The 18,704-nt window shown below is 71.0% G+C and carries 11 protein-coding genes; 6 read left to right on the top strand and 5 right to left on the bottom strand.

Features of this window, described 5'->3' with window-relative positions; all coding sequences use genetic code 11:
* Positions 1–46 precede the first annotated feature (46 nt).
* Positions 47–1,564: an MraY family glycosyltransferase gene (locus TA3x_RS28540; protein WP_435022578.1), complete on the bottom strand. Its 1,518-nt coding sequence runs from the start codon at positions 1,562–1,564 to the stop codon at positions 47–49.
* A 170-nt stretch (positions 1,565–1,734) separates the two neighbouring features.
* Positions 1,735–2,352, bottom strand: a complete 618-nt coding sequence (locus tag TA3x_RS28535) for a hypothetical protein (protein WP_435022576.1) — start codon at positions 2,350–2,352, stop codon at positions 1,735–1,737.
* Between the two features lie 644 nt (positions 2,353–2,996).
* Between TA3x_RS28535 and TA3x_RS28530 the strand changes: the two genes are divergently transcribed.
* From TA3x_RS28530 to TA3x_RS28510, 5 genes are all read left to right on the top strand, one after another.
* Positions 2,997–3,440, top strand: coding sequence for a hypothetical protein (locus tag TA3x_RS28530; protein ID WP_435022574.1), 444 nt, complete (start codon positions 2,997–2,999; stop codon positions 3,438–3,440).
* 42 nt (positions 3,441–3,482) lie between these two features.
* Complete coding sequence (locus TA3x_RS28525) at positions 3,483–4,652, top strand: zinc-dependent alcohol dehydrogenase (RefSeq protein ID WP_435022572.1); 1,170 nt, start codon at positions 3,483–3,485, stop codon at positions 4,650–4,652.
* A gap of 70 nt (positions 4,653–4,722) precedes the next feature.
* Entirely contained in the window at positions 4,723–5,631 is a 909-nt protein-coding gene (locus tag TA3x_RS28520) for a manganese catalase family protein (RefSeq protein ID WP_435022570.1), read from the top strand.
* A 152-nt stretch (positions 5,632–5,783) separates the two neighbouring features.
* On the top strand, positions 5,784–8,324 hold the full coding sequence (locus TA3x_RS28515) for an excinuclease ABC subunit A (RefSeq protein WP_435022568.1): 2,541 nt from the start codon (positions 5,784–5,786) through the stop codon (positions 8,322–8,324).
* A gap of 57 nt (positions 8,325–8,381) precedes the next feature.
* Entirely contained in the window at positions 8,382–11,060 is a 2,679-nt protein-coding gene (locus TA3x_RS28510) for a M14 family zinc carboxypeptidase (RefSeq protein ID WP_435022566.1), read from the top strand.
* A gap of 46 nt (positions 11,061–11,106) precedes the next feature.
* Here the strand turns inward: TA3x_RS28510 and TA3x_RS28505 are convergent, their stop codons facing one another.
* The gene (locus tag TA3x_RS28505) at positions 11,107–13,611 is read right to left on the bottom strand and encodes a sodium-translocating pyrophosphatase (protein WP_435022616.1); all 2,505 of its coding nucleotides are present in this window, start codon (positions 13,609–13,611) and stop codon (positions 11,107–11,109) included.
* Between the two features lie 281 nt (positions 13,612–13,892).
* On the opposite strand from TA3x_RS28505, the gene TA3x_RS28500 reads away from it, so the two are divergent.
* Positions 13,893–16,835, top strand: a complete 2,943-nt coding sequence (locus tag TA3x_RS28500) for a PQQ-dependent sugar dehydrogenase (protein WP_435022564.1) — start codon at positions 13,893–13,895, stop codon at positions 16,833–16,835.
* Between the two features lie 61 nt (positions 16,836–16,896).
* Here the strand turns inward: TA3x_RS28500 and TA3x_RS28495 are convergent, their stop codons facing one another.
* Both TA3x_RS28495 and TA3x_RS28490 read right to left on the bottom strand, forming a co-directional pair.
* Positions 16,897–17,889 carry a ParB/RepB/Spo0J family partition protein gene (locus tag TA3x_RS28495; RefSeq protein ID WP_435022562.1) on the bottom strand — a complete coding sequence of 331 codons (993 nt, stop codon included), beginning with the start codon at positions 17,887–17,889 and terminating at the stop codon, positions 16,897–16,899.
* Positions 17,886–18,704 carry a ParA family protein gene (locus TA3x_RS28490; protein ID WP_435022560.1) on the bottom strand — a complete coding sequence of 273 codons (819 nt, stop codon included), beginning with the start codon at positions 18,702–18,704 and terminating at the stop codon, positions 17,886–17,888. Before TA3x_RS28490 ends, TA3x_RS28495 begins: the two co-directional genes overlap by 4 nt.

The following is an 18,704-nucleotide window of genomic DNA, read 5'->3' as shown; positions in this document are numbered from 1 at the left end:
GCTCGGCCGATGCCACGTCACAACCGGCGGGATGGGGTCCGGGGGGTCAATTGGCGAGCGCGATCGGCGGCCTGCGCGCGGGAGGCAGGGGGCGGAAGGCGGCCGGCGGGTCCGACGCGATCGACCGGAGGTGGTCCTCGACGATCCCGAGGAGTCCCTCCAGGATGTCCAGGGAACGCGCCCCGCCCGAGGCGATCCCCCCCGCGATGCGGAGGGTCCCGGCCTCGGCGTCCCCGACGCAGAGCGAGTGGACGATCGACCAGCCGGGCTCGCCCCCCCTCGCACCCAGGAGCGACCACTGGCCGTGGTACGTCTCGCCGGCGGCGGGGATGTCGATGGTGAGCTCGATGTGCCGGAGGTCCGCCGATTCGGCCTCCCGGAGCAGGGCGCCCCACACCCCCGCCCAGTCGCGGTCGCCCATGAGGTGGCATTCGTGGCGGATGGCCCCCGCCCCGCCCCGTCCCGCCAGGAGGCCCGCCACGGCCGGCCTGAGCCGGAAGATCAGGAGGCGGAGTTCGGACCCGCCGAAGGTGTCCGTGCCCACGAGCGGGACGACCGTCGTGACGATGAGCAGGCCGACCAGGATGTCTCCCATGCCCCAGGCCCGCTGCATCACGGCCCCGGCCGCCGCCAGCGTCGCCATCGCCGTCCCGACGCCCAGCGCGACGGCCGTGCTCCCGAGGCGATTCCGGAGGCGATGGTGGATGTGGCCCCGATCGGGAGCGAACAGCGAGTGGCCCGTGAGCCACCGACGGCCGATCGCCACCGCGACGTCCAGCAGCGGCAGGATCAGCAGGGAGGCCATCATCGGGAGCGACACGGCCCCCCCGCCCCCGTCGGCGCAGGCCCGGATGGCCAGGAACGCGACCATCATCCCGACCGTCATGCTCCCCGCATCGCCGAGGTAGATCCGGGCCGGCGGCAGGTTGTCCAGCAGGAACGCGGCCAGCGCGCCGGCGAGCGCCAGGCCGAGCACCGCGTCCCCCGGGCGGCCCGCCCCGAGCGAGAGCAGCGAGACCGCCAGCGAGGCCACCAGCCCCAGGCACCCGCAGAACCCGTCCATTCCATCGACCAGGTTGAACGCGTTGATGATGAGGACGATCGCGAAGATCGTGGCCGGGCTGGCCATGTTCCCCAGTTCGAACACGAAGCCGAAGCCGGCGAAGGAGTCGATCCGGAGCCCCGAGGCCACCAGGACCGAGGCGGCGATCGTCTGCCCGGTCAGCTTCTTCACGCCCCGCATGCCGATTCGATCGTCCACGAGGCCCAGGGCGAGGACCAGCGATGAGGAGACCGCGAGCGACGCCGCGGGGACGGCCTCGATGGCAGCGTCGGCGGAGACCCAGGCCGGCCCGAGCAGGCAGGCCACCCACCCGATCCAGGCCGCAGCCCAGACCGCGAGCCCGCCGCCCAGGGCGATCGGCGTCTCCTGGAGCTTCCTCCGCCGATCGGGCCTGTCCACGAAGCCGATGGTGATCGCGAAGCGCCGCATCATCGAGGTGGCGAGGCGTCCCGCCGCGAAGGCGATGGCCGGGGCGACGATGGTAGCGATGTTTGAATGCATGATAACCGCTCATGTCTCGGACTGATCGCGCGTGCTGGGACGTCAATCGCCCGGACCTCATACCGTTTCACATTCCGACAGGCGGGCCGCCCTGTGCCCTGCGCAGCGATGCCCGGCAGGTCGAGGGCGGGACGATCTGGAGGGGCCGAATCCGGCGCCGGCGCGGGAAATCAAGCCTGGACGGGGCTCGCCGCGGGCTTGCCCGGCGGGAAGGCCGGCGTGTCGGGGAGTGACTCGATGCCGAGGCTCGACTGGATCCGTTCGATCTCCTCGATCGAGCCTGACATCATCTCTTGCCGGCGCAGGAGCGTATCCAGGCCCGCCGTCAGCGGGGCCAGCCGCCGGATCCCGGTGATCATCTGGTCGATCCTCAAGTAACGGCCCAGGATCCGCCGTTCTCTCAGTTGGATCCTCCGGATCAACCCATCGATCCGCCTTCCGGTGGCCGAGATGAGCGTCTGGATTCGCCCACCGCCTCGCAGATTCCTCGACATCAACCGCCCCATTTCGAGCAGCGATCGCCGCTGCTCGGAGATCGCCCGATTCTCGCGCCTCATCAGCGTCGTGACGAGTCGCTTCTCGTCGCGGACCGCCTCGGCGAGAAACCTCGGTCGCGATGGGGCGGAAACCCTCGCCGCGGCGACTCGTCTTCCCTGGGAGGCGCGTTGGACCGCGGGTGCCTGGCGCGTCGCGGCCTGCTTCGGGCGATCGGCCCTGGCATTCAAGGCCACGGCGAGGACCAGCGCGTTCGGGAGGACCAGGACAAGGGCAAGCGTCGGAACGCGCATCGGATGGGTCTCGTCTAGGGTCATCATCGTCCCGTGGACTCGCCGCCCGGGTGGTAAGGACCATCCGGCCGACCCGGCTCGGTGGAACCATAGGTCAACGGAGGGCGTTTTGCGCCGATCGGGTGCGAGAATCTCCCGGGAGGCCGCCCAGGCCATCAACAAACTCCCGTTCTCGGCGCTTTTGGCACGCGGTTTCACGCCCGAGATCGCGACGATCCTGCGCATCCGCTGCGATCCCGGGGGCCCGATCGATGCGTGATCGCAGGTTCCGGGGCCCCTTCACCCCCAATTGGGGAGAGGACGATCCCGGGCGAGGGGCCGCCCCCGTCACCCTCCGGTGGCCCTTGATTCCTCGAGGAATCGCCGGGATCTGAGAACCTGGGTCCTCCCGGCCCGGAGATCTTCGGGCCGGGGACCGGTATGGATCGGATTGATCACAGCGTCCCCGGTCCGGCGTTTGCTTGCCCACTGGCCCCTACTTCCGGATGGGTTCGCGGATAGGCGAGGAGTGGGGACGATGAACAGCCCGGCGAATCGTGCCGCGTCGGCCCCCAGGCCGACCCGCCCGATGGACCGCCGATGACCCCAGGGCCGCAGAACCGGCGGACGATGAGAGACCAACCGATGCGAGCGAGGACCCGACCATGAACGAGATGAGAGTGGCGCGCGGACTGGGTTGGTTCAGCATCGGCCTCGGCGTGGCGGAGATCGTCGCGGGCCGGGAGCTCGGCCGGGCCCTGGGCCTGGAGGACAAGGAATGGCTGATCCGCGCCTTCGGCGTGCGCGAGATCGCCTCGGGGGTGGCCATCCTCGCCACGGACAACCCCAGGGCCGCCGTCTGGTCGCGGGTGGCGGGGGACGTGCTCGACCTGGCCGTCCTGGGCTCGGGCTTCACCGAGGACAACCCGAAGAAGGGGAACCTGGCCCTCGCGTTCGCCAACGTCGCCGGGATCACGGCCCTGGACTACTGGTGCGCCAGGCGCCTGGGCAGCGCCCGGCCCCACGGTTCGATCGCCACCCACCGCGCGAACGTCGCGGACGGCTCGGCCCCGCACTACCGCGATGCCGAGATGCCCGCATCCCGCTGATCCATCGACGCCCGGCCGCCCCCACCCCTCCGAGGAACCGCCATGAGAGCCCTGTGCTGGCACGGGAAGAGCGACGTCCGCGTGGATACCGTCCCCGACCCGACCATCGAGTCCCCCGGCGACGCCATCATCAAGATCACGTCCACCTGCATCTGCGGGTCGGACCTGCACCTCTACGACGGCTACATGCCGACGATGAAGGCCGGGGATGTCCTGGGCCACGAGCCGATGGGCGTCGTCGTCGAGGTCGGCAGGGACGTCAAGAAGCTCAAGAAGGGCGACCGCGTGGTCGTGCCCTTCACCCTGTCCTGCGGCGAGTGCTTCTTCTGCCTGAGGAAGGAATACTCGCTCTGCGACAAGTCCAACCCCAACGCCGAGGTCGCCCGCCAGATGATGGGCCAGTCCCCGGCCGGGCTGCTCGGCTACTCGCACATGCTGGGGGGATTCCCCGGCGGACAGGCCGAATACCTCCGCGTCCCCTATGCCGATGTCGGCCCGCAGATCATCCCCGACGGCCTGCCCGACGAGCAGGTCGTCTTCCTCTCGGACATCTTCCCCACCGGGTACATGGCCGCGGAGAACGCCAACATCCAGCCCGGCGACACGGTGGCCATCTGGGGCTGCGGCCCGGTGGCCCAGTTCGCCATCCGGAGCGCCTGGATGCTCGGCGCCGGGCGGGTGATCGCCATCGACCGGGTCCCCGAACGGCTGGAGATGGCCCGGCAGGGCAAGGCCGAGACGATCAACTTCGAGGATCAGAACGTCTACGAGACGCTGATGGAGATGACCCGGGGCCGCGGCCCGGATAGCTGCATCGACGCGGTCGGGGCCGAGGCCCACGCCGGCGGCGGCCTCGGGGCCGTGGTCGACAAGGCCAAGGCGTCGGTCGGCCTGGCCACCGACCGCCCCGCCGCCCTCCGCGACGCGATCATGTGCTGCCGCAAGGGGGGCACCGTCTCCATCCCGGGCGTCTACATCGGCTTCCTGGACAAGGTCCCGATGGGCGCGGCCATGAACAAGAGCCTGACCTTCAAGATGGGCCAGACCCACACCCAGCGCTACACCGGGCCCCTGCTGGACAAGATCCGCACCGGCGCCATCGACCCGTCGTTCGTGATCACCCACCAGATCCCCCTGGAAGAGGCCCCCGCCGCCTACAAGACCTTCCGGGACAAGACGGACGGCTGCATCAAGGTCGTCCTGAAGCCGTGAGCCGACCTCCGGCATCGTCCGCCCCGATGTCGGGCCCCGAACCCGCAAGCCCGAAACCCAAGGACCTGCCATGATCTTCCGCGCCGACAAGCTGCTGACCGCCCTGCCCAAGCCCAAGCACCCGGACGCCAACGCGGCCGCCGCCGTGCAGGAGCTGATGGGCGGCAAGGCGGGCGAGATGTCCACCTTGATGAACTACTTCTTCCAGACCATCAACTTCCGCGACCGCGACAACTACCAGCCGTTCTACAAGCTGGTGGCCAACATCGCCGGCGAGGAGTGGGGCCACGTCGAGCTGGTGGCCAGCGCCATCAACCTGCTGCTGACCGGCACGACCACCCGGGGCCACGACCCCACGAAGAAGCCCCTGGACGACGTGACCGGCTTCCGGATGACCGACCACTTCTTCAACGCCGGGCAGAACGCCCTGCCGGTCGACGCGATGGGCCGGTTCTGGAACGGCAGCTACGTCCACTCCAGCGGCAGCCTGAAGCTGGACCTCGTGCACAACTTCTTCCTGGAGCTGAACGCGCGGGCCACCAAGCTGAAGGTCTATGAGACCACCAGCGACCCGACCGTGCGCGAGCTGACCGCCTTCCTGCTGGTCCGCGGCAGTACCCACGTGATCGCCTACGCCAAGGCCCTGGAGGCCCTGTCCGGCGGCGTCGAGGTCTCCAAGCTGTTCCCGATCCCCGACCTGAGCACCGACGCCTTCCCCGAGGCCCGCAAGTACGTCGAGCAGGGCCTCTACAACACGATGTACAGCTTCAGCCAGGAGGACATCTCGGCCCTGGGCGCGATCTGGAAGGGCAAGCACCCCGACGGCGCCCCCGACCTGGTCGTGACCAACGACCCGATCCCCACCCTGGCCCCGATGCCCGACCTCCCCGCCGAGCCCCAGGTGGGCGCCCCCTCGACGCTCGACCCGGGGGAGGTCCAGGAGGCCGCCGACCGGATCTTCGGCAAGAGCAAGAAGTAATCCGCATCCTTCGATCGCGGATCGATCCCGGAGGGCCTCCCCGCGACCACGCCCCGGCGCGTCGCGGGGAGGCCCTTCCGCGTCGGTATGCCCCTTGCTACCGTGAGGCCGGCGGGACGGGCGTTCGACCCGGCCGCGGGGCGAGTGGGGGAATGATCGTGGGACGAGCGGACGCGGGCGGGTCGGGGTTCGTCCGGGTGCGCGGGGCGCGGGAGCACAACCTCAAGGATGTCGACGTCGACATCCCGCGCGATGCCCTGGTCGTCTTCACCGGCGTGAGCGGGTCGGGCAAGTCGTCGCTGGCGTTCGGCACGCTCTACGGCGAGGCCCAACGCCGCTACCTGGAGTCGGTCTCCCCCTACGCCCGCCGGCTGTTCCACCAGCTCGGCAATCCCGACGTCGACGAGATCGAGGGGCTGCCCCCGGCCGTGGCGTTGCAGCAGCAGCGGGGCACGCCGTCGACCCGGTCGTCGGTCGGCAGCGTCACGACGCTGTCCAACCTCCTGCGGATGCTCTACTCGCGGGCCGGGGACTACCCGCCCGGCCAGCCCCTGCTCTACGCCGAGTCGTTCTCCCCCAACACCCCGGAGGGGGCCTGCCCCGAGTGCCACGGCCTGGGCCGGGTGTACGAGGTGACCGAAAGGTCGATGGTCCCGGACGACTCGCTCACGATCCGCGAGAGGGCCGTGGCCGCCTGGCCGACCGCCTGGCACGGCCAGAACCTCCGCGAGATCCTGATGACGCTCGGCTACGACGTCGACCGCCCCTGGCGCGACCTGCCCAAAGAACAGCGCGACTGGATCCTGTTTACCGACGAGCAGCCGACCGTCCCGGTCTACTCCGGCCTCTCCTTCGAGGAGGTCCAGCGAGCCCTGAAGGCGAAGGCCGAGCCGAGCTACCAGGGGACGTTCACCGGCGCCCGGCGGCACGTCCTGCACACGTTCGCCAACACGCAAAGCCCGCTCATGAAGAAGCGGGCCCTCCAGTACATGATCGGCACAGATTGCCCGGCCTGCGGCGGCAAGCGGCTCCGCCGGGAAGTTCTGGGCGTGACCTTCGCCGGGCGGGACATCGCCGACACGTCCCGCCTTCCGCTGAAGCGTCTGGCCGAGGTCCTCCAACCCCACGCCGATGGGACCGCCCCCGGCCTGGCCGCGCTGGCCGAGGATCATCCGGAAAAGGCCCTGGTCGTCCGGCGGATCGCCCAGGACCTCGCCGGGCGGCTGGACGTGCTGCTCGACCTCGGGCTCGGCTACCTGTCCCTGGAGCGGAGCACGCCCACCCTGTCGCCGGGGGAACTCCAGAGGCTCCGGCTGGCCACCCAGGTCCGGTCCAACCTGTTCGGCGTCGTTTACGTCCTGGACGAGCCGTCGGCCGGACTCCATCCTGCGGATACGGAAGCCCTGCTCCGCGCCCTCGACCGGCTCAAGGCCTCCGGGAACTCACTGTTCGTGGTGGAACACGACCTCGACGTGATCCACCACGCCGATTGGATTGTGGACGTCGGGCCGGACGCAGGACAGGGCGGAGGCCAGATCCTCTACAGCGGACCAACGGGAGGCTTACGCGACATCGAAGCCTCGCGGACCCGGCGTCACCTGTTCGTGGACGGTCCCCTGCCCCCCCGGACGCCTCGATCACCGAGGGGCTGGTTGCGGCTGGCCGACATCACCCGCAACAACCTCCACAGGCTGGAGGCCGCCTTCCCCCTGGGGGTGCTGACCAGCGTGACCGGCGTCTCGGGGTCGGGCAAGTCGAGCCTGGTGAGCCAGGCGTTGGTCGAGTTGGTGGCGGCGCAGCTCGGCCACGAACTCCCCCCGGACGAGGAGGAAGGCTCGGAACTGGAGCGGGCGGACGTGGCCCCGACCGGCGGGCGGATCGTCGCCGGGATCGAGGGGATCCGCCGCCTCGTCCGGGTCGATCAGAGGCCGATCGGCCGGACGCCGCGCTCCAACCTGGCCACGTATACCGGTCTGTTCGACCCGATCCGCAAGCTGTTCGCGGCGACCGACGAGGCCCGGGCACGCCGCTACGACGCCGGCCGATTCTCGTTCAACGTCGCCAAGGGGCGCTGCGAGAAGTGCGAGGGGGAAGGCTTCGTGATGGTGGAGCTGCTGTTCCTCCCCAGCGTGTACGCCCCCTGCCCCGCCTGCCGGGGGGCCCGGTACAACCCCCAGACGCTGGAGATCACCTATCGGGGCAAGACCATCGCCGACGTCCTGGGGATGACGGTCGACGCCGCGGCCGAGTTCTTCGCCGATCAGCCGCCGGTCGCCCGGCCGCTCGCCGTCCTGCGGGAGGTCGGGCTGGGCTACATCCGGCTCGGCCAGCCGGCCACCGAGCTATCGGGCGGCGAGGCCCAGCGGATCAAGCTGGCCACCGAACTCCAGCGATCCCAGCGCGGCGATACCCTCTACGTCCTCGACGAGCCGACCACCGGGCTCCACCCCTCGGACGTCGACCGCCTGCTGGCGCAACTGGACCGGCTGGTGGAGGCCGGCAACACGGCCATCCTGGTCGAGCACGAGATGAAGGTCGTGGCCGCCAGCGACTGGGTCATCGACATCGGCCCCGGCGCGGGAGACGAAGGGGGCCGGGTCGTCGCTGCCGGCCCGCCCGCCGAGATGGCCGCGGCGGCGGGCAGCCGCACCGCCCCGTATCTGGCCCGAACCCTCGGCGGCCCCGGGGCCTGACGCATCGGGTATAACGGGTCGTCCCGATCCCGAGCGACCCGAGCGAGGCCCGCGACGATGCCGAGGCGAATCTGGCTGACGTTGTTCATCTGCATGGGGGCCGCCGCGACGGCACCGGGCGCCGACGAGGCCGAGCGGTCCCGGCCGGGCTGGCTCCTGCCGCTGCCCGAGGTCGACGCCGACCCGAAGATCCCCGCCCTGAAGGAGGTCGTCGGCCACGCCTGGGGCGAGGACATCTCCTCCCACGCCGAGATCGCCCGCTACCTCCGCGCCCTCGCCGACGCCGCCCCCGACCGCGCCCGGCTCGTCCCCTATGGCCGGACGATCGAGCGCCGCGAGCTGTCCCAGCTGATCGTCACGTCCCCCGCCAACCTCGCCCGGCTGGACGCGATCCGGGCGGACAACCTGCGGCTCGCCGACCCCCGGGGCACCACGCCCGAGGAGGCCGCGCGGCTCGCGGCGGAGGTCCCGGCGATCGTCCTGATGGCCTACGGCGTCCACGGCGACGAGATCTCGTCGGGCGACGCGGCGATCCTGACCGCCTACCACCTCCTCGCCGACCGCCGCCCCGAGACCCGGGGCTTGCTCGACAAGGTGGTGGTGATCATCGACCCGATGCAGAACCCCGACGGCCGCGACCGCTTCGTCCAGTTCCACCGGGGCAACCGGGGCGTGGAGCCGGACGCCGAGCCCGCCGCCGCCGAACGGGTCCAGCCCTGGGCCACCGGGCGGGTCAACCATTACCTGTTCGACATGAACCGGGACTGGTTCCTCCAGACCCAGGAGGAAACCCGGGCGCGGGTCGCCGCCTACCTCCGCTGGCAGCCGCACGTCACCATCGACTCGCACGAGATGGGGACCAACGCCGCCCACTACTACTTCGACCCGCCCATCGAGCCGATCCTGGAGCTGATCACCCCCAAGCAGCGCGACTGGTTCGCCCGGTTCGCCCGCCGCCACGGGGCCCGTTTCGACGGGTTCGGCTTCGGCTACACGACCCGCGAGCACTACGACGCCTTCTATCCCGGATACGGGTCGACCTGGCCGGTGCTCCACGGCTCGATCGGGATCCTCTGGGAACAGCCGAGCGCCCGGGGCCTGGTCGTCGACCGCGAGGACGGGACGACGCTCCACTATCACGACGGGGTCCGCCACCACTACGTCAGCAGCCTGTCGACCGTCGAGACCGCCGCGGCCCACGCGAAGGAGTTGGTGGCCGACTTCGCGAGCTATCGCGCCTCGGCCGTGGCGACGGGCCGAGAGGGCCCGGTCCGCGACTACCTGCTCTTGCCCGGGGCCACCCCCGCCCGCGCCGCGAGGCTGGCCGACCTGCTCGTCAAGAACGGCATCGAGGTCCGCCGGACGACCGCCCCGGTCAAGCTCAAGGCGAAGGAAGGGCTCGACGACGCGGAGAAGGAGTGGACGGCCCCGGCCGGCAGCTACCACGTCCCGGTCGCCCAGCCCGCCGCCCGGCTGGTCCGATCGCTGCTGGATCCCCGGTTCGACATGGGCGAGGAGGTCCGCAAACGGCAGCTCGACCGCAAGGCCCGGCGCCTGGGCGACGAGATCTACGACGTGACCGCGTGGTCGCTGCCGACCGTCTTCTACGTCCGGTCGCTGGCCGTGTCCGGCCCGTCGGAGATCGCCGGCGAGCCGGCCCCCGCGCCGAGGTCGATCGGCCGCGTCGTCGGCCCCGATCGGGCGAAGGTCGGCTACCTCGTCCCCGCCGAGGACGATGCGGCCATGCACCTGCTCGCCCGGATGCTCCGCCTCGGCCTCCGCGCCCACGTCTTCGACCAGCCAACCCGGCTGGGCGGGGTCGCCTACGCCAAGGGGACGCTCCTGTTCCGGGTCGCCGACAACCCGGATCGGCTCCACGACGAGATCCGCCGCGCCGCCGACGAGCACGGGCTCGCGGTCCATGCGACCGACACCGGGCTGGTCGACGAGGGGGCCGGCCTCGGCGGGTTCGATGTGACGTGGGTCAAGCCCCCGAAGGTCGCCATGATCGTCGACCGCCCGACCTCGACGGCGGCGGGGCACACCTGGTACCTGTTCGACCAGGTCTGGCGCCACCCGCTCGCCCGGATCCCGGCCGGCTCGTTTTCGGACCTCGACCTGTCCCGGTACAACGTCCTGATCCTCCCCGACGGCCGCTACCCCGGCCCGCTCGGCGAGGGGGCCGCCCAGAGGATCAAGGACTGGGTCCGGGCCGGCGGCACGCTGATCCTGGTGAAGGGGGCCGCCGCATGGGCCGCCGAGAAGCCGGTCGGCCTGCTGGCCAGCCGGGTCATCAAGAAGCCGATCCCCCCGCCCGAGGCGCCGGCCGGGCCCGACAAGGAGAAGGATAAGGATAAGGATCAGGAGAAGAAGGAGGAGACGCCCGACGCCGTCCCGGGCGCCTTCTTCCGGGCCTCGGCATACGACGATCACTTCGTCACGTTCGGATCCCCGCGCGAGGTGGTCCCGCTGGTCAACACCGACCTGATCCTGGCCCCGCTCGCGGCGAACGACGGGCGGAACCTGGTCAACTTCGCCGCCCGGGACCGGCTGCTCGCCGGCGGCTTCTGCTGGCCGACCACGCTCGACCTGATGGCGGGTAAGCCGTTGGTCCTGTATCAGGAGGCGGGGAAGGGGCACGTCGTCGCCTTCGCCGACGACCCCAACTTCCGGGCGATGGTCCCGGCCACCCAGAGGTTCTTCCTCAACGCCGTGTTCTTCGGCCCGGGGCATTGAGCCGATCGGCCGCGCCTCCGGGTCGATCCGGAGGCGCGGCGGTCGTTCAGGCGGTCGCGGCCAGTTCCTCCCGGCCCGCCTCGACGGCCTCCATGGAGTCGATCCTCATGCCGTAGAAGCTCCGGTGGACAAAGGCGAGGGCCGCGCCGAAGAAGGCGATCGCCAGGAGGAACTTCCAGGTCGGCGGCATCTCCAGGGCCAGTTCCACGGCCAGCAGGCCGAACAGGGTCGAGAACTTGATGATCGGGTTCATGGCCACCGAGCTGGTGTCCTTGAACGGGTCGCCCACGGTGTCGCCGACCACCGTCGCATCGTGGAGGGCGGTCCCCTTCTCGCGCAGCTCGGTCTCGACGATCTTCTTGGCGTTGTCCCAGGCCCCGCCGGCGTTGGCCATGAACACGGCCTGGAACAGCCCGGAGATCGCCAGCCCGATCAGGAAGCCGACGAAGAAGAACGGCTCGATGAAGGCCGAGCCCAGGGTCAGGAAGAAGACCGTCAGGAAGATGTTGAACATCCCGGCCTGGGCGTAGCGGGTGCAGATGGCCACGACCCGGTTGGAGTCCTCGACGCTGGCGCGGGCCTGGCCGTCGAGCTTCATCGTCCGCTTGATGTAGGACACGGCCCGGTAGGCCCCGGTGATCACGGCCTGGGTGCTGGCCCCGGCGAACCAGTAGATCGCGCCGGTGCCGAACAGCATGCCCAGCAGGAACGGGGCGTGGAGTATCGACAGGTTGGCCACCTTGGCCGGATCCAGGCCGGTGAACCGGGCGGTCGCGTCGTCGCGCAGGCCCGCCAGGAGCACGACGATCGAGAAGATCATGGTCGTGGCGCCGACCACCGCGGTCCCGATCAGGACCGGCTTGGCCGTGGCCTTGAAGGTGTTGCCGGCGCCGTCGTTCTCCTCCAGGAGCATCTTGGCCCGGTCGAAGTCGGGGGCGAAGCCGAAGTCGCGGGCCATCTCGGCCTCGATGTCGGGCAACTGCTCGATCAAGGAGAGTTCGTAGACGCTCTGGGCGTTGTCGGTCACGGGGCCGTAGCTGTCCACGGCGATGGTGACCGGCCCCATGCCCAGGAACCCGAAGGCGACCAGGCCGAAGGCGAACACGGCCGGGGCGATCATCAGGTCGGGCGGGAAGCCCAGGCTCACGCCGTAGGCCGCGGCCATCAGGAGGACGATCACCACGCCGCCGACCCAGAAGGCCGAGAAGTTGCCGGCGGTCAGCCCGCTCAGGACGTTCAGCGACGCCCCGCCCTCGCGGCTGGCGGTGACGACCTCGCGGACGTGGCCCGACTTGGTCGACGTGAAGATCTTGGTCACCTCCGGGATGATCGCCCCGGCCAGGGTCCCGCAGGTGATGATGGTCGCCAGCTTCCACCACAGGCTCGGGTCGCCGCCCACGCCGCGGATCAGGACGAGGCTGGCCAGGTAGGTCCCGGCGATCGAGATGGCGCTGGTCAGCCAGACCAGGCGGGTCAAAGGGGCCTCGTAGTCGAAGCCCGCCCCGCCCTCGTATTTCGATCGCGAGATGGCCTCGTTGGCGAAGTAGGAAACGCCGCTGGCCACGACCATCAGGATCCTCATGGCGAAGATCCAGACCAGCAGGTCGGCCTGGACCTCGGGCCGGGGGATGGCCAGCGCGATGAAGGTGATCAGGGCCACGCCGGTCACGCCGTAGGTCTCGAACCCGTCGGCGGTCGGCCCGATCGAGTCGCCCGCGTTGTCGCCGGTGCAGTCGGCGATCACCCCGGGGTTGCGGGCGTCGTCCTCCTTGACCTTGAAGACGATCTTCATCAGGTCGGCGCCGATGTCGGCGATCTTGGTGAAGATCCCGCCCGCCACGCGCAACGCCGCGGCCCCTAACGACTCCCCGATGGCAAACCCGATGAAGCACGGCCCGGCCAGCCCCCGGGGGATGAACAGGAGGATGCAGAGCATGATCAGCAATTCGACGCTGATCAGGACCATGCCGATCGACATCCCCGCCTTCAGCGGGATCGAATAGCAGAGGTACTGCGAGCCCCGGAGCGAGGCCATGCAGGTCCGGCTGTTGGCGAAGGTGTTGATCCGGATCCCGAACCAGGCCACCGCGTAGCTTCCGGCGATCCCGACCAGGCTGAACAGGAGGATGATCCCCACCTTCGCCGGCCGCGAGAGCGCCGGTGCCCCATCGGCCGCGCCCGGCACGCCCGCGCCGTCGCTGGAGAGGAAGCCGAAGTAGGCGACGATCACCGCCGCGATGAACGCCCAGAGGATCAGGATGAACTTGCCCTGGGCGAACAGGTACGTCTTGCACGTGGCGTAGATCAGCTCGGAGATCTCGCGCATCGACCGGTGGACCGGCAGCCCCTTGAGCTGGCGGTAGAAGATCAGGCCGAAGGCCAGCCCCCCCACGCAGATCAGGAGGCCGATCATCAGGAGCGCCTGGCCGGTCAGCGCGCCCCCCAGGAACTGCGTCCGCGCCAGGTCGGGCAGGACCAGGTTGGCCTCCCCGGCGCCGGCCACGGACGGGAATGCGAGGGCCAGGCCCGAAGCCGCCAGGGCGGCCCGCATCGGGGCGGGCCGCCGGATCTTCCGATCCTCAATCACGGGGGTATCCTCCACGTCGACGGCCCGACGGCCGGCTGCACGGTGCATTGCCCAGGGACTCGCAGGGAAGGGAATGCGCCCCCTCGGGAGGGCGCGTCTTATGGTAGTCGGACTCGCCCCCCCGTCGCCACCGGCTACCGGCTTTGATGCGGGGCATCGCGGGGGTCCGCCCCGGACCCGGGTTGGGATAGAATGGCCCGACCGGCCGGACCCGCCCGCCGGCCCCGGTCCCGGGAGTCTCGCCGATGCCGTCCCTTGCCCTCGGTGGTCCGCGTCGGCCCGCGGCCGTCGCGTCGGTCCTGCTCGCGGCGTGGCTCCTGGCCCGGCCCGAGGCCGCCCACGCCGCGCCGCCGGCCCGGCCGCCCTGGACCAACTCGCGCGTCTCGGGCACGCCCGGGACGCCGCCCCCGTATCGGGTCGTCCGGGCCTATCCCAATCTCAAGTTCGAGCATCCCGTGCTGATCGTCGGCTATCCCGGCGGCGGCCGGATCGTGGTGGGGGAACAGGCGGGCGTCCTCCGCTCGTTCGTCGACGATCCGGGGGTCGCCCAAGCCGACCTCTTCCTGGACCTGCGCTCTGAGCTCAACCCTGAAGCCCGGCCCGCCGGGGCGAAGGGGGTCGAGGCGGTCTACGGGCTGGCCTTCCACCCGGACTTCGAGCGGAACCGCGCCTGCTTCGTCTGCTACACCTTGCGGGGGTCGGACCGGCCGAACCTCGAAGACGGCACGCGGGTGTCCCGCTTCAAGGTCACGACGGCGGACCCGCCCCGGATCGACCCGGCCAGCGAGGAGGTCCTGCTCACGTTCCTGCAGGGGGGCCACAACGGGGGCGACCTCCGGTTCGGCCCCGACGGGATGCTCTACATCTCCGCCGGCGACGCGGGCACCCCGAACCCGCCCGACCCGTTCGACACCGGGCAGGACCTCTCCGACCTCCTCGCATCGATCCTCCGGATCGACGTGGACCGCCGCGACGCGGGGAAGGGCTACGCCATCCCCGGCGACAACCCCTTCGTCGGGGTCGAGGGGGCCCGCCCGGAGGTCTGGGCCTACGGGCTCCGCAACCCCTGGCGGATGGGCTTCGACCGCGAGACCGGGGAGCTGTTCGCGGGCGACGTGGGGTGGGAGCTGTGGGAGTCGATCCACCGGATTGAGCGGGGGGGCAACTACGGATGGCCGGCGATGGAGGGGCCGCAGCCGATCAAGGGGGGGCCGGCCGGGCCGTCGCCGATCCGCCCGGCCCTGATCGAGCTGCCGCACACGGTCGCCTGCAGCATCACCGGCGGGCTGGTCTACCGAGGCCGGGACCTCCCCGAGCTGCGCGGGGCGTATCTCTTCGGCGACTGGGAGACCCGGCGCCTCTGGGCCGCCCGCTTCGACGGGGACCGCGCCCGGGAGATGCCCGAGATCGCCCGCCCCTCGATCCGATTCATCGCCTTCGGCGAGGACCGGCGTGGCGAGCCGCTGTTCCTGGACCACGACGGCGGGACGATCCATGCCCTGGCGCGATCCGACGAAGGCCCCGGCAACGACCGATTCCCGGCGAGCCTGTCGGAAACCGGCCTGTTCGCCTCGACCCGCGACCACCGTCCGTCGGAGGGGGTCGTCCCGTTCGCGGTGAACGCCCGCCAGTGGCAGGACGGGGCGACCGAGGAGCACTGGGCCGCCTTCCCCGGCCAGTCCGCCGCCACCCTCCACGCCAAGGGGAAGCCGATCCCCGGCCTGGTGGACTGGCATCGCTTCCGGATGCACTTCCCCAAGGATGCGGTCCTGATGCGGACCCTCTCCCTGGCCGGCCGGCGGCAGGAGACGCAGATGCTCCACTACGACGGCGTGGACTGGCACGGCTACTCGTTCGCCTGGCGCCCCGACCAGTCCGACGCCGACCTCGTCCCCGCCGAGGGCTCGGAGAGGGAGGTCCAGGACGGGGGGCGGACGCGCCTCTGGCAGTTCCAAAGTCGGGGCCAGTGCCTGTCGTGCCACAGCAACCAGTCCGAATACGCCCTGGCGTTCCTCCCCGAGCAGCTGAACCGACCCGGCCTCGACGGCCGCAATCAGCTCGTCGCGCTCACCGAGGCGGGATACATCCGCAGGGCCGGCGACGACGGGCGGGACCTGCCGCCGTTCGACGCCGCGTCGGCCGCGCGCGAGCCCAGGGTCCCCGACCCGGCCGACGCGTCCCGGACCCCGGAGGAAAGGGCCCGCGGCTACCTCCACGCCAACTGCGGCCACTGCCATTCCGACAACGGCGGCGGGTCCGTCCCCCTCCGCCTCTCGTGGTCGACCCCGCCCGGCCGGATGAACGCGATCGGGGCCCGCCCCACCCGGGGCAACTTCGGCCTGCCGGACGCGCAGATCATCCGGCCCGGCGACCCGCACGCGAGCACCCTCTATTACCGCATGGCCAAGTTCGGCCGCGACCGGATGCCGCACATCGGGTCCGAGTGGCCGGATGAGTCGGGCCTCGAACTCGTCGAACGTTGGATCGCCGGGATGGGGGGAGGGGACCCGGGGCCGGCCCCCGCCCCCGTCGCCCGGCCCGACGACATGCCGAACGCCCAGCGGCTGGCGCGGCGGATCGGCCGCGGCGAACTGGCCGGCCCCGATCGCGACGCGGCGCTGGCCTCGGCCGCGAGCCTGCCCCACGGCCCGATCCGCGACCTGTTCGAGGGCTACCTGCCGAGCGACGGCCCAGGCGTGCGGAAGCTCGGGGCGAACCCCCGTCCCCGGGCCATCCTGGCGCTCGCCGGCGACCCCGCGCGGGGCGAGCGGCAGTTCTGGTCGCAGGAGGCCCGGTGCTCCGCCTGCCACCGGGTCGGCGATCGCGGGACGCCGGTCGGGCCGGACTTGACCGCCATCGGCACGCTCCGCTCGCGCGAGGACCTGCTGGAAAGCCTGCTGGAGCCGTCGCGGCGGATCGACCCGAAGTACGCCACCTATGCCGTGGCGACGGCCGACGGGCGATCGCTCGCCGGGCTCATGGTCGAGCGGGACGCCCGGCGGCTGGTCCTGCGGGACGCCCAGGGCCGTGAGATCGCCCTCGCGGCCGGCGACGTGGAGGAAGTCCGCCCGTCGCGGTCGTCGCTCATGCCCGACGGCCAGCTGGCCGGGTTGACCGCCGAGGAGGCGGCCGACCTGCTGGCCTACCTCGCCTCGCTCGGGTCGGGCGGCCCCGGACCCCGGAAATGACGAGGCCCGGGGGCATGCCCCGGGCCGAGTCGTCGAACAATCTCGTCGGAGGGCGGGGGGTTCAGGCCGCGTCGGCCTCGCTCCCCTGCCCCGCCCCCATCTCCAGCCTCAGGCGTTCGATCACCTCGGAGAGGGCATCGATCAGGACCGGGATCTCCACGCCCTTGGACCTTTCGGCGGTCAACTTGATCCCGACGGCGGTCTTGTAGACGCGAATCGGCACGACCTTGGCCCGGGCCGATTTCGCCGCGGCCGGGGCGGATCGACCGGCCGATTTCTGGGATGGGGCGGCCTTAGCCTTGCGGGCCTCGCCGGCCTCCCGGGCCTGGCGGACGACGGCCACCGTCTCCTTGAGCCCGAGGTCGCCGGCGACGACCGCCTCGGCCACCTCGCGCTGGGTCTCGGCGTCGGGCAGCTTGGCGATCTCGTAGGCGGCGGTCGCCCGGATCTCCCCGGCATCCACCTTTTCGGCGATGTCCTCGGGCAGCCGGAGCAGGCCGAGGCTGCGGTGGGCGGCCGTCGCGTCGACCCCGATCGTGGCGGCCAGTTCCAGGACGGTCCAGCCGTTGAGGTCCATCAGGCGACGATAGGCCTTGCCCTGCTCCACCGGGGTCAGGGTGGCGCGGACCATGTTCTCGATGGTCTGCTCGGCCAGGATGTCGGCCTCGGTCATGTCGCGTTCGACGAACTCGACGCGGACCTTGTCGAGCCCGGCGAGCTTGCACGCCCGGAGCCGACGCTCGCCGACCAGGACCACCCACTTGCCCCGGGCGGCGTCGTGCCGGACCCGGATCGGCGAGATCTGCCCGAACCGGGCGATGCTGTCGGCCAGCCACCGGAGTTCGGTCGGGTCGAACTCCTCGCGGGGCTGCGTCTCGTCCCGGACGATGGCGTCCAGCGGGAGTTCGGCGAAGGCCCGTGACTTGATGGCGCCGTCGTACTTGTCCGCCCCCCCCTGCTCCGCCATCATCGGAGGAGCCAGGCCGGGCCGCATGGCGATCGTCTGGGCGAGGTTCCCGCCGAACTTGTCCGCGAGCGATTTGGCCTTGCTCACGCCGCCACCCCCTGCCCCGAGCGGATCTTGGCGACCCGGTCCAGGATATCCTTGGCCACCGCGTCCACCGCCTTGGCCGGGGCCCCCTTGGGTTTCCAGTGCGACAAAGGCTTCCTCGCCAGCGCCACCTCCTTGAAGGCGACGTTGAACGGGATGGCCGACTCGAACAGGAGTTCGCCGTAGGCCTCGCGCATCTTCTCGGCGTAGGTCGCGTGGATCGACAGCTTGGGCTGGAACATCGTCAGGACGACGCCCGCCCAGACGAGTCGGGGGTTCTTGGCCCAGCGGACCCTTTCCAGGAACCGGCCGGCGTGGGTCAGCTCCTGCACCGCCAGGGGCTCGGCCGGGGTCGGCGTGATGGCCACGTCCGCCGCGACCGCCGGGATCCAGGAGAGCGTCTCCAGGCTCGGCGGCGTGTCGCACAGGATCACGTCATACGCCCCCTTCAGCTCGGCCAGCGCGTCGCGGAGCGAGGTCTGGAGGTCGCCGGTCTTCTCGGGCTCGGGGTGGTTGAACCGGGCCAGGGTGTTGGACCCCGGCAGGATCGAGATCCGGGGGATGTCCGAGGCGACCACCAGGTCGGCCACCGGGCCGAACAGGGTGTCGCCCAGGATCGCGGCCACGGTCTTCGAGGCCGGCATAATGTCCACCGACTCGGGGGACAGCAGCAATTGCGTGGCGCTGGCCTGGGGGTCCAGGTCCACGATCAGCACGTTCTTGCCCTGGAGGGCATAAGAGCCGGCCAGGGAATACAGCAAGGTCGAACGGCCGACGCCGCCCTTCCTCTGCGTCACGGTCAGGGTGAATCCGCCCAT

Source organism: Tundrisphaera macrotermitis (genome assembly GCF_051175315.1).
Taxonomy (GTDB): domain Bacteria; phylum Planctomycetota; class Planctomycetia; order Isosphaerales; family Isosphaeraceae; genus Tundrisphaera.
Note: the sequence above shows the minus strand (reverse complement) of the source record. Positions and strands in the feature narration are given on the sequence as shown.

Bases quoted from the DNA above. Each gene is read 5' to 3' on its own strand.
- TA3x_RS28500 (WP_435022564.1), top strand. From the start codon at position 13,893: ATGCCGTCCCTTGCCCTCGGTGGTCCGCGTCGGCCCGCGGCCGTCGCG.
- TA3x_RS28535 (WP_435022576.1), bottom strand. From the start codon at position 2,352: ATGCGCGTTCCGACGCTTGCCCTTGTCCTGGTCCTCCCGAACGCGCTG.
- TA3x_RS28510 (WP_435022566.1), top strand. From the start codon at position 8,382: ATGCCGAGGCGAATCTGGCTGACGTTGTTCATCTGCATGGGGGCCGCC.
- TA3x_RS28505 (WP_435022616.1), bottom strand. From the start codon at position 13,611: ATGCGGGCCGCCCTGGCGGCTTCGGGCCTGGCCCTCGCATTCCCGTCC.
- TA3x_RS28530 (WP_435022574.1), top strand. From the start codon at position 2,997: ATGAACGAGATGAGAGTGGCGCGCGGACTGGGTTGGTTCAGCATCGGC.
- TA3x_RS28520 (WP_435022570.1), top strand. From the start codon at position 4,723: ATGATCTTCCGCGCCGACAAGCTGCTGACCGCCCTGCCCAAGCCCAAG.
- TA3x_RS28490 (WP_435022560.1), bottom strand. From the start codon at position 18,704: ATGGGCGGATTCACCCTGACCGTGACGCAGAGGAAGGGCGGCGTCGGC.
- TA3x_RS28515 (WP_435022568.1), top strand. From the start codon at position 5,784: ATGATCGTGGGACGAGCGGACGCGGGCGGGTCGGGGTTCGTCCGGGTG.
- TA3x_RS28540 (WP_435022578.1), bottom strand. From the start codon at position 1,564: ATGCATTCAAACATCGCTACCATCGTCGCCCCGGCCATCGCCTTCGCG.
- TA3x_RS28525 (WP_435022572.1), top strand. From the start codon at position 3,483: ATGAGAGCCCTGTGCTGGCACGGGAAGAGCGACGTCCGCGTGGATACC.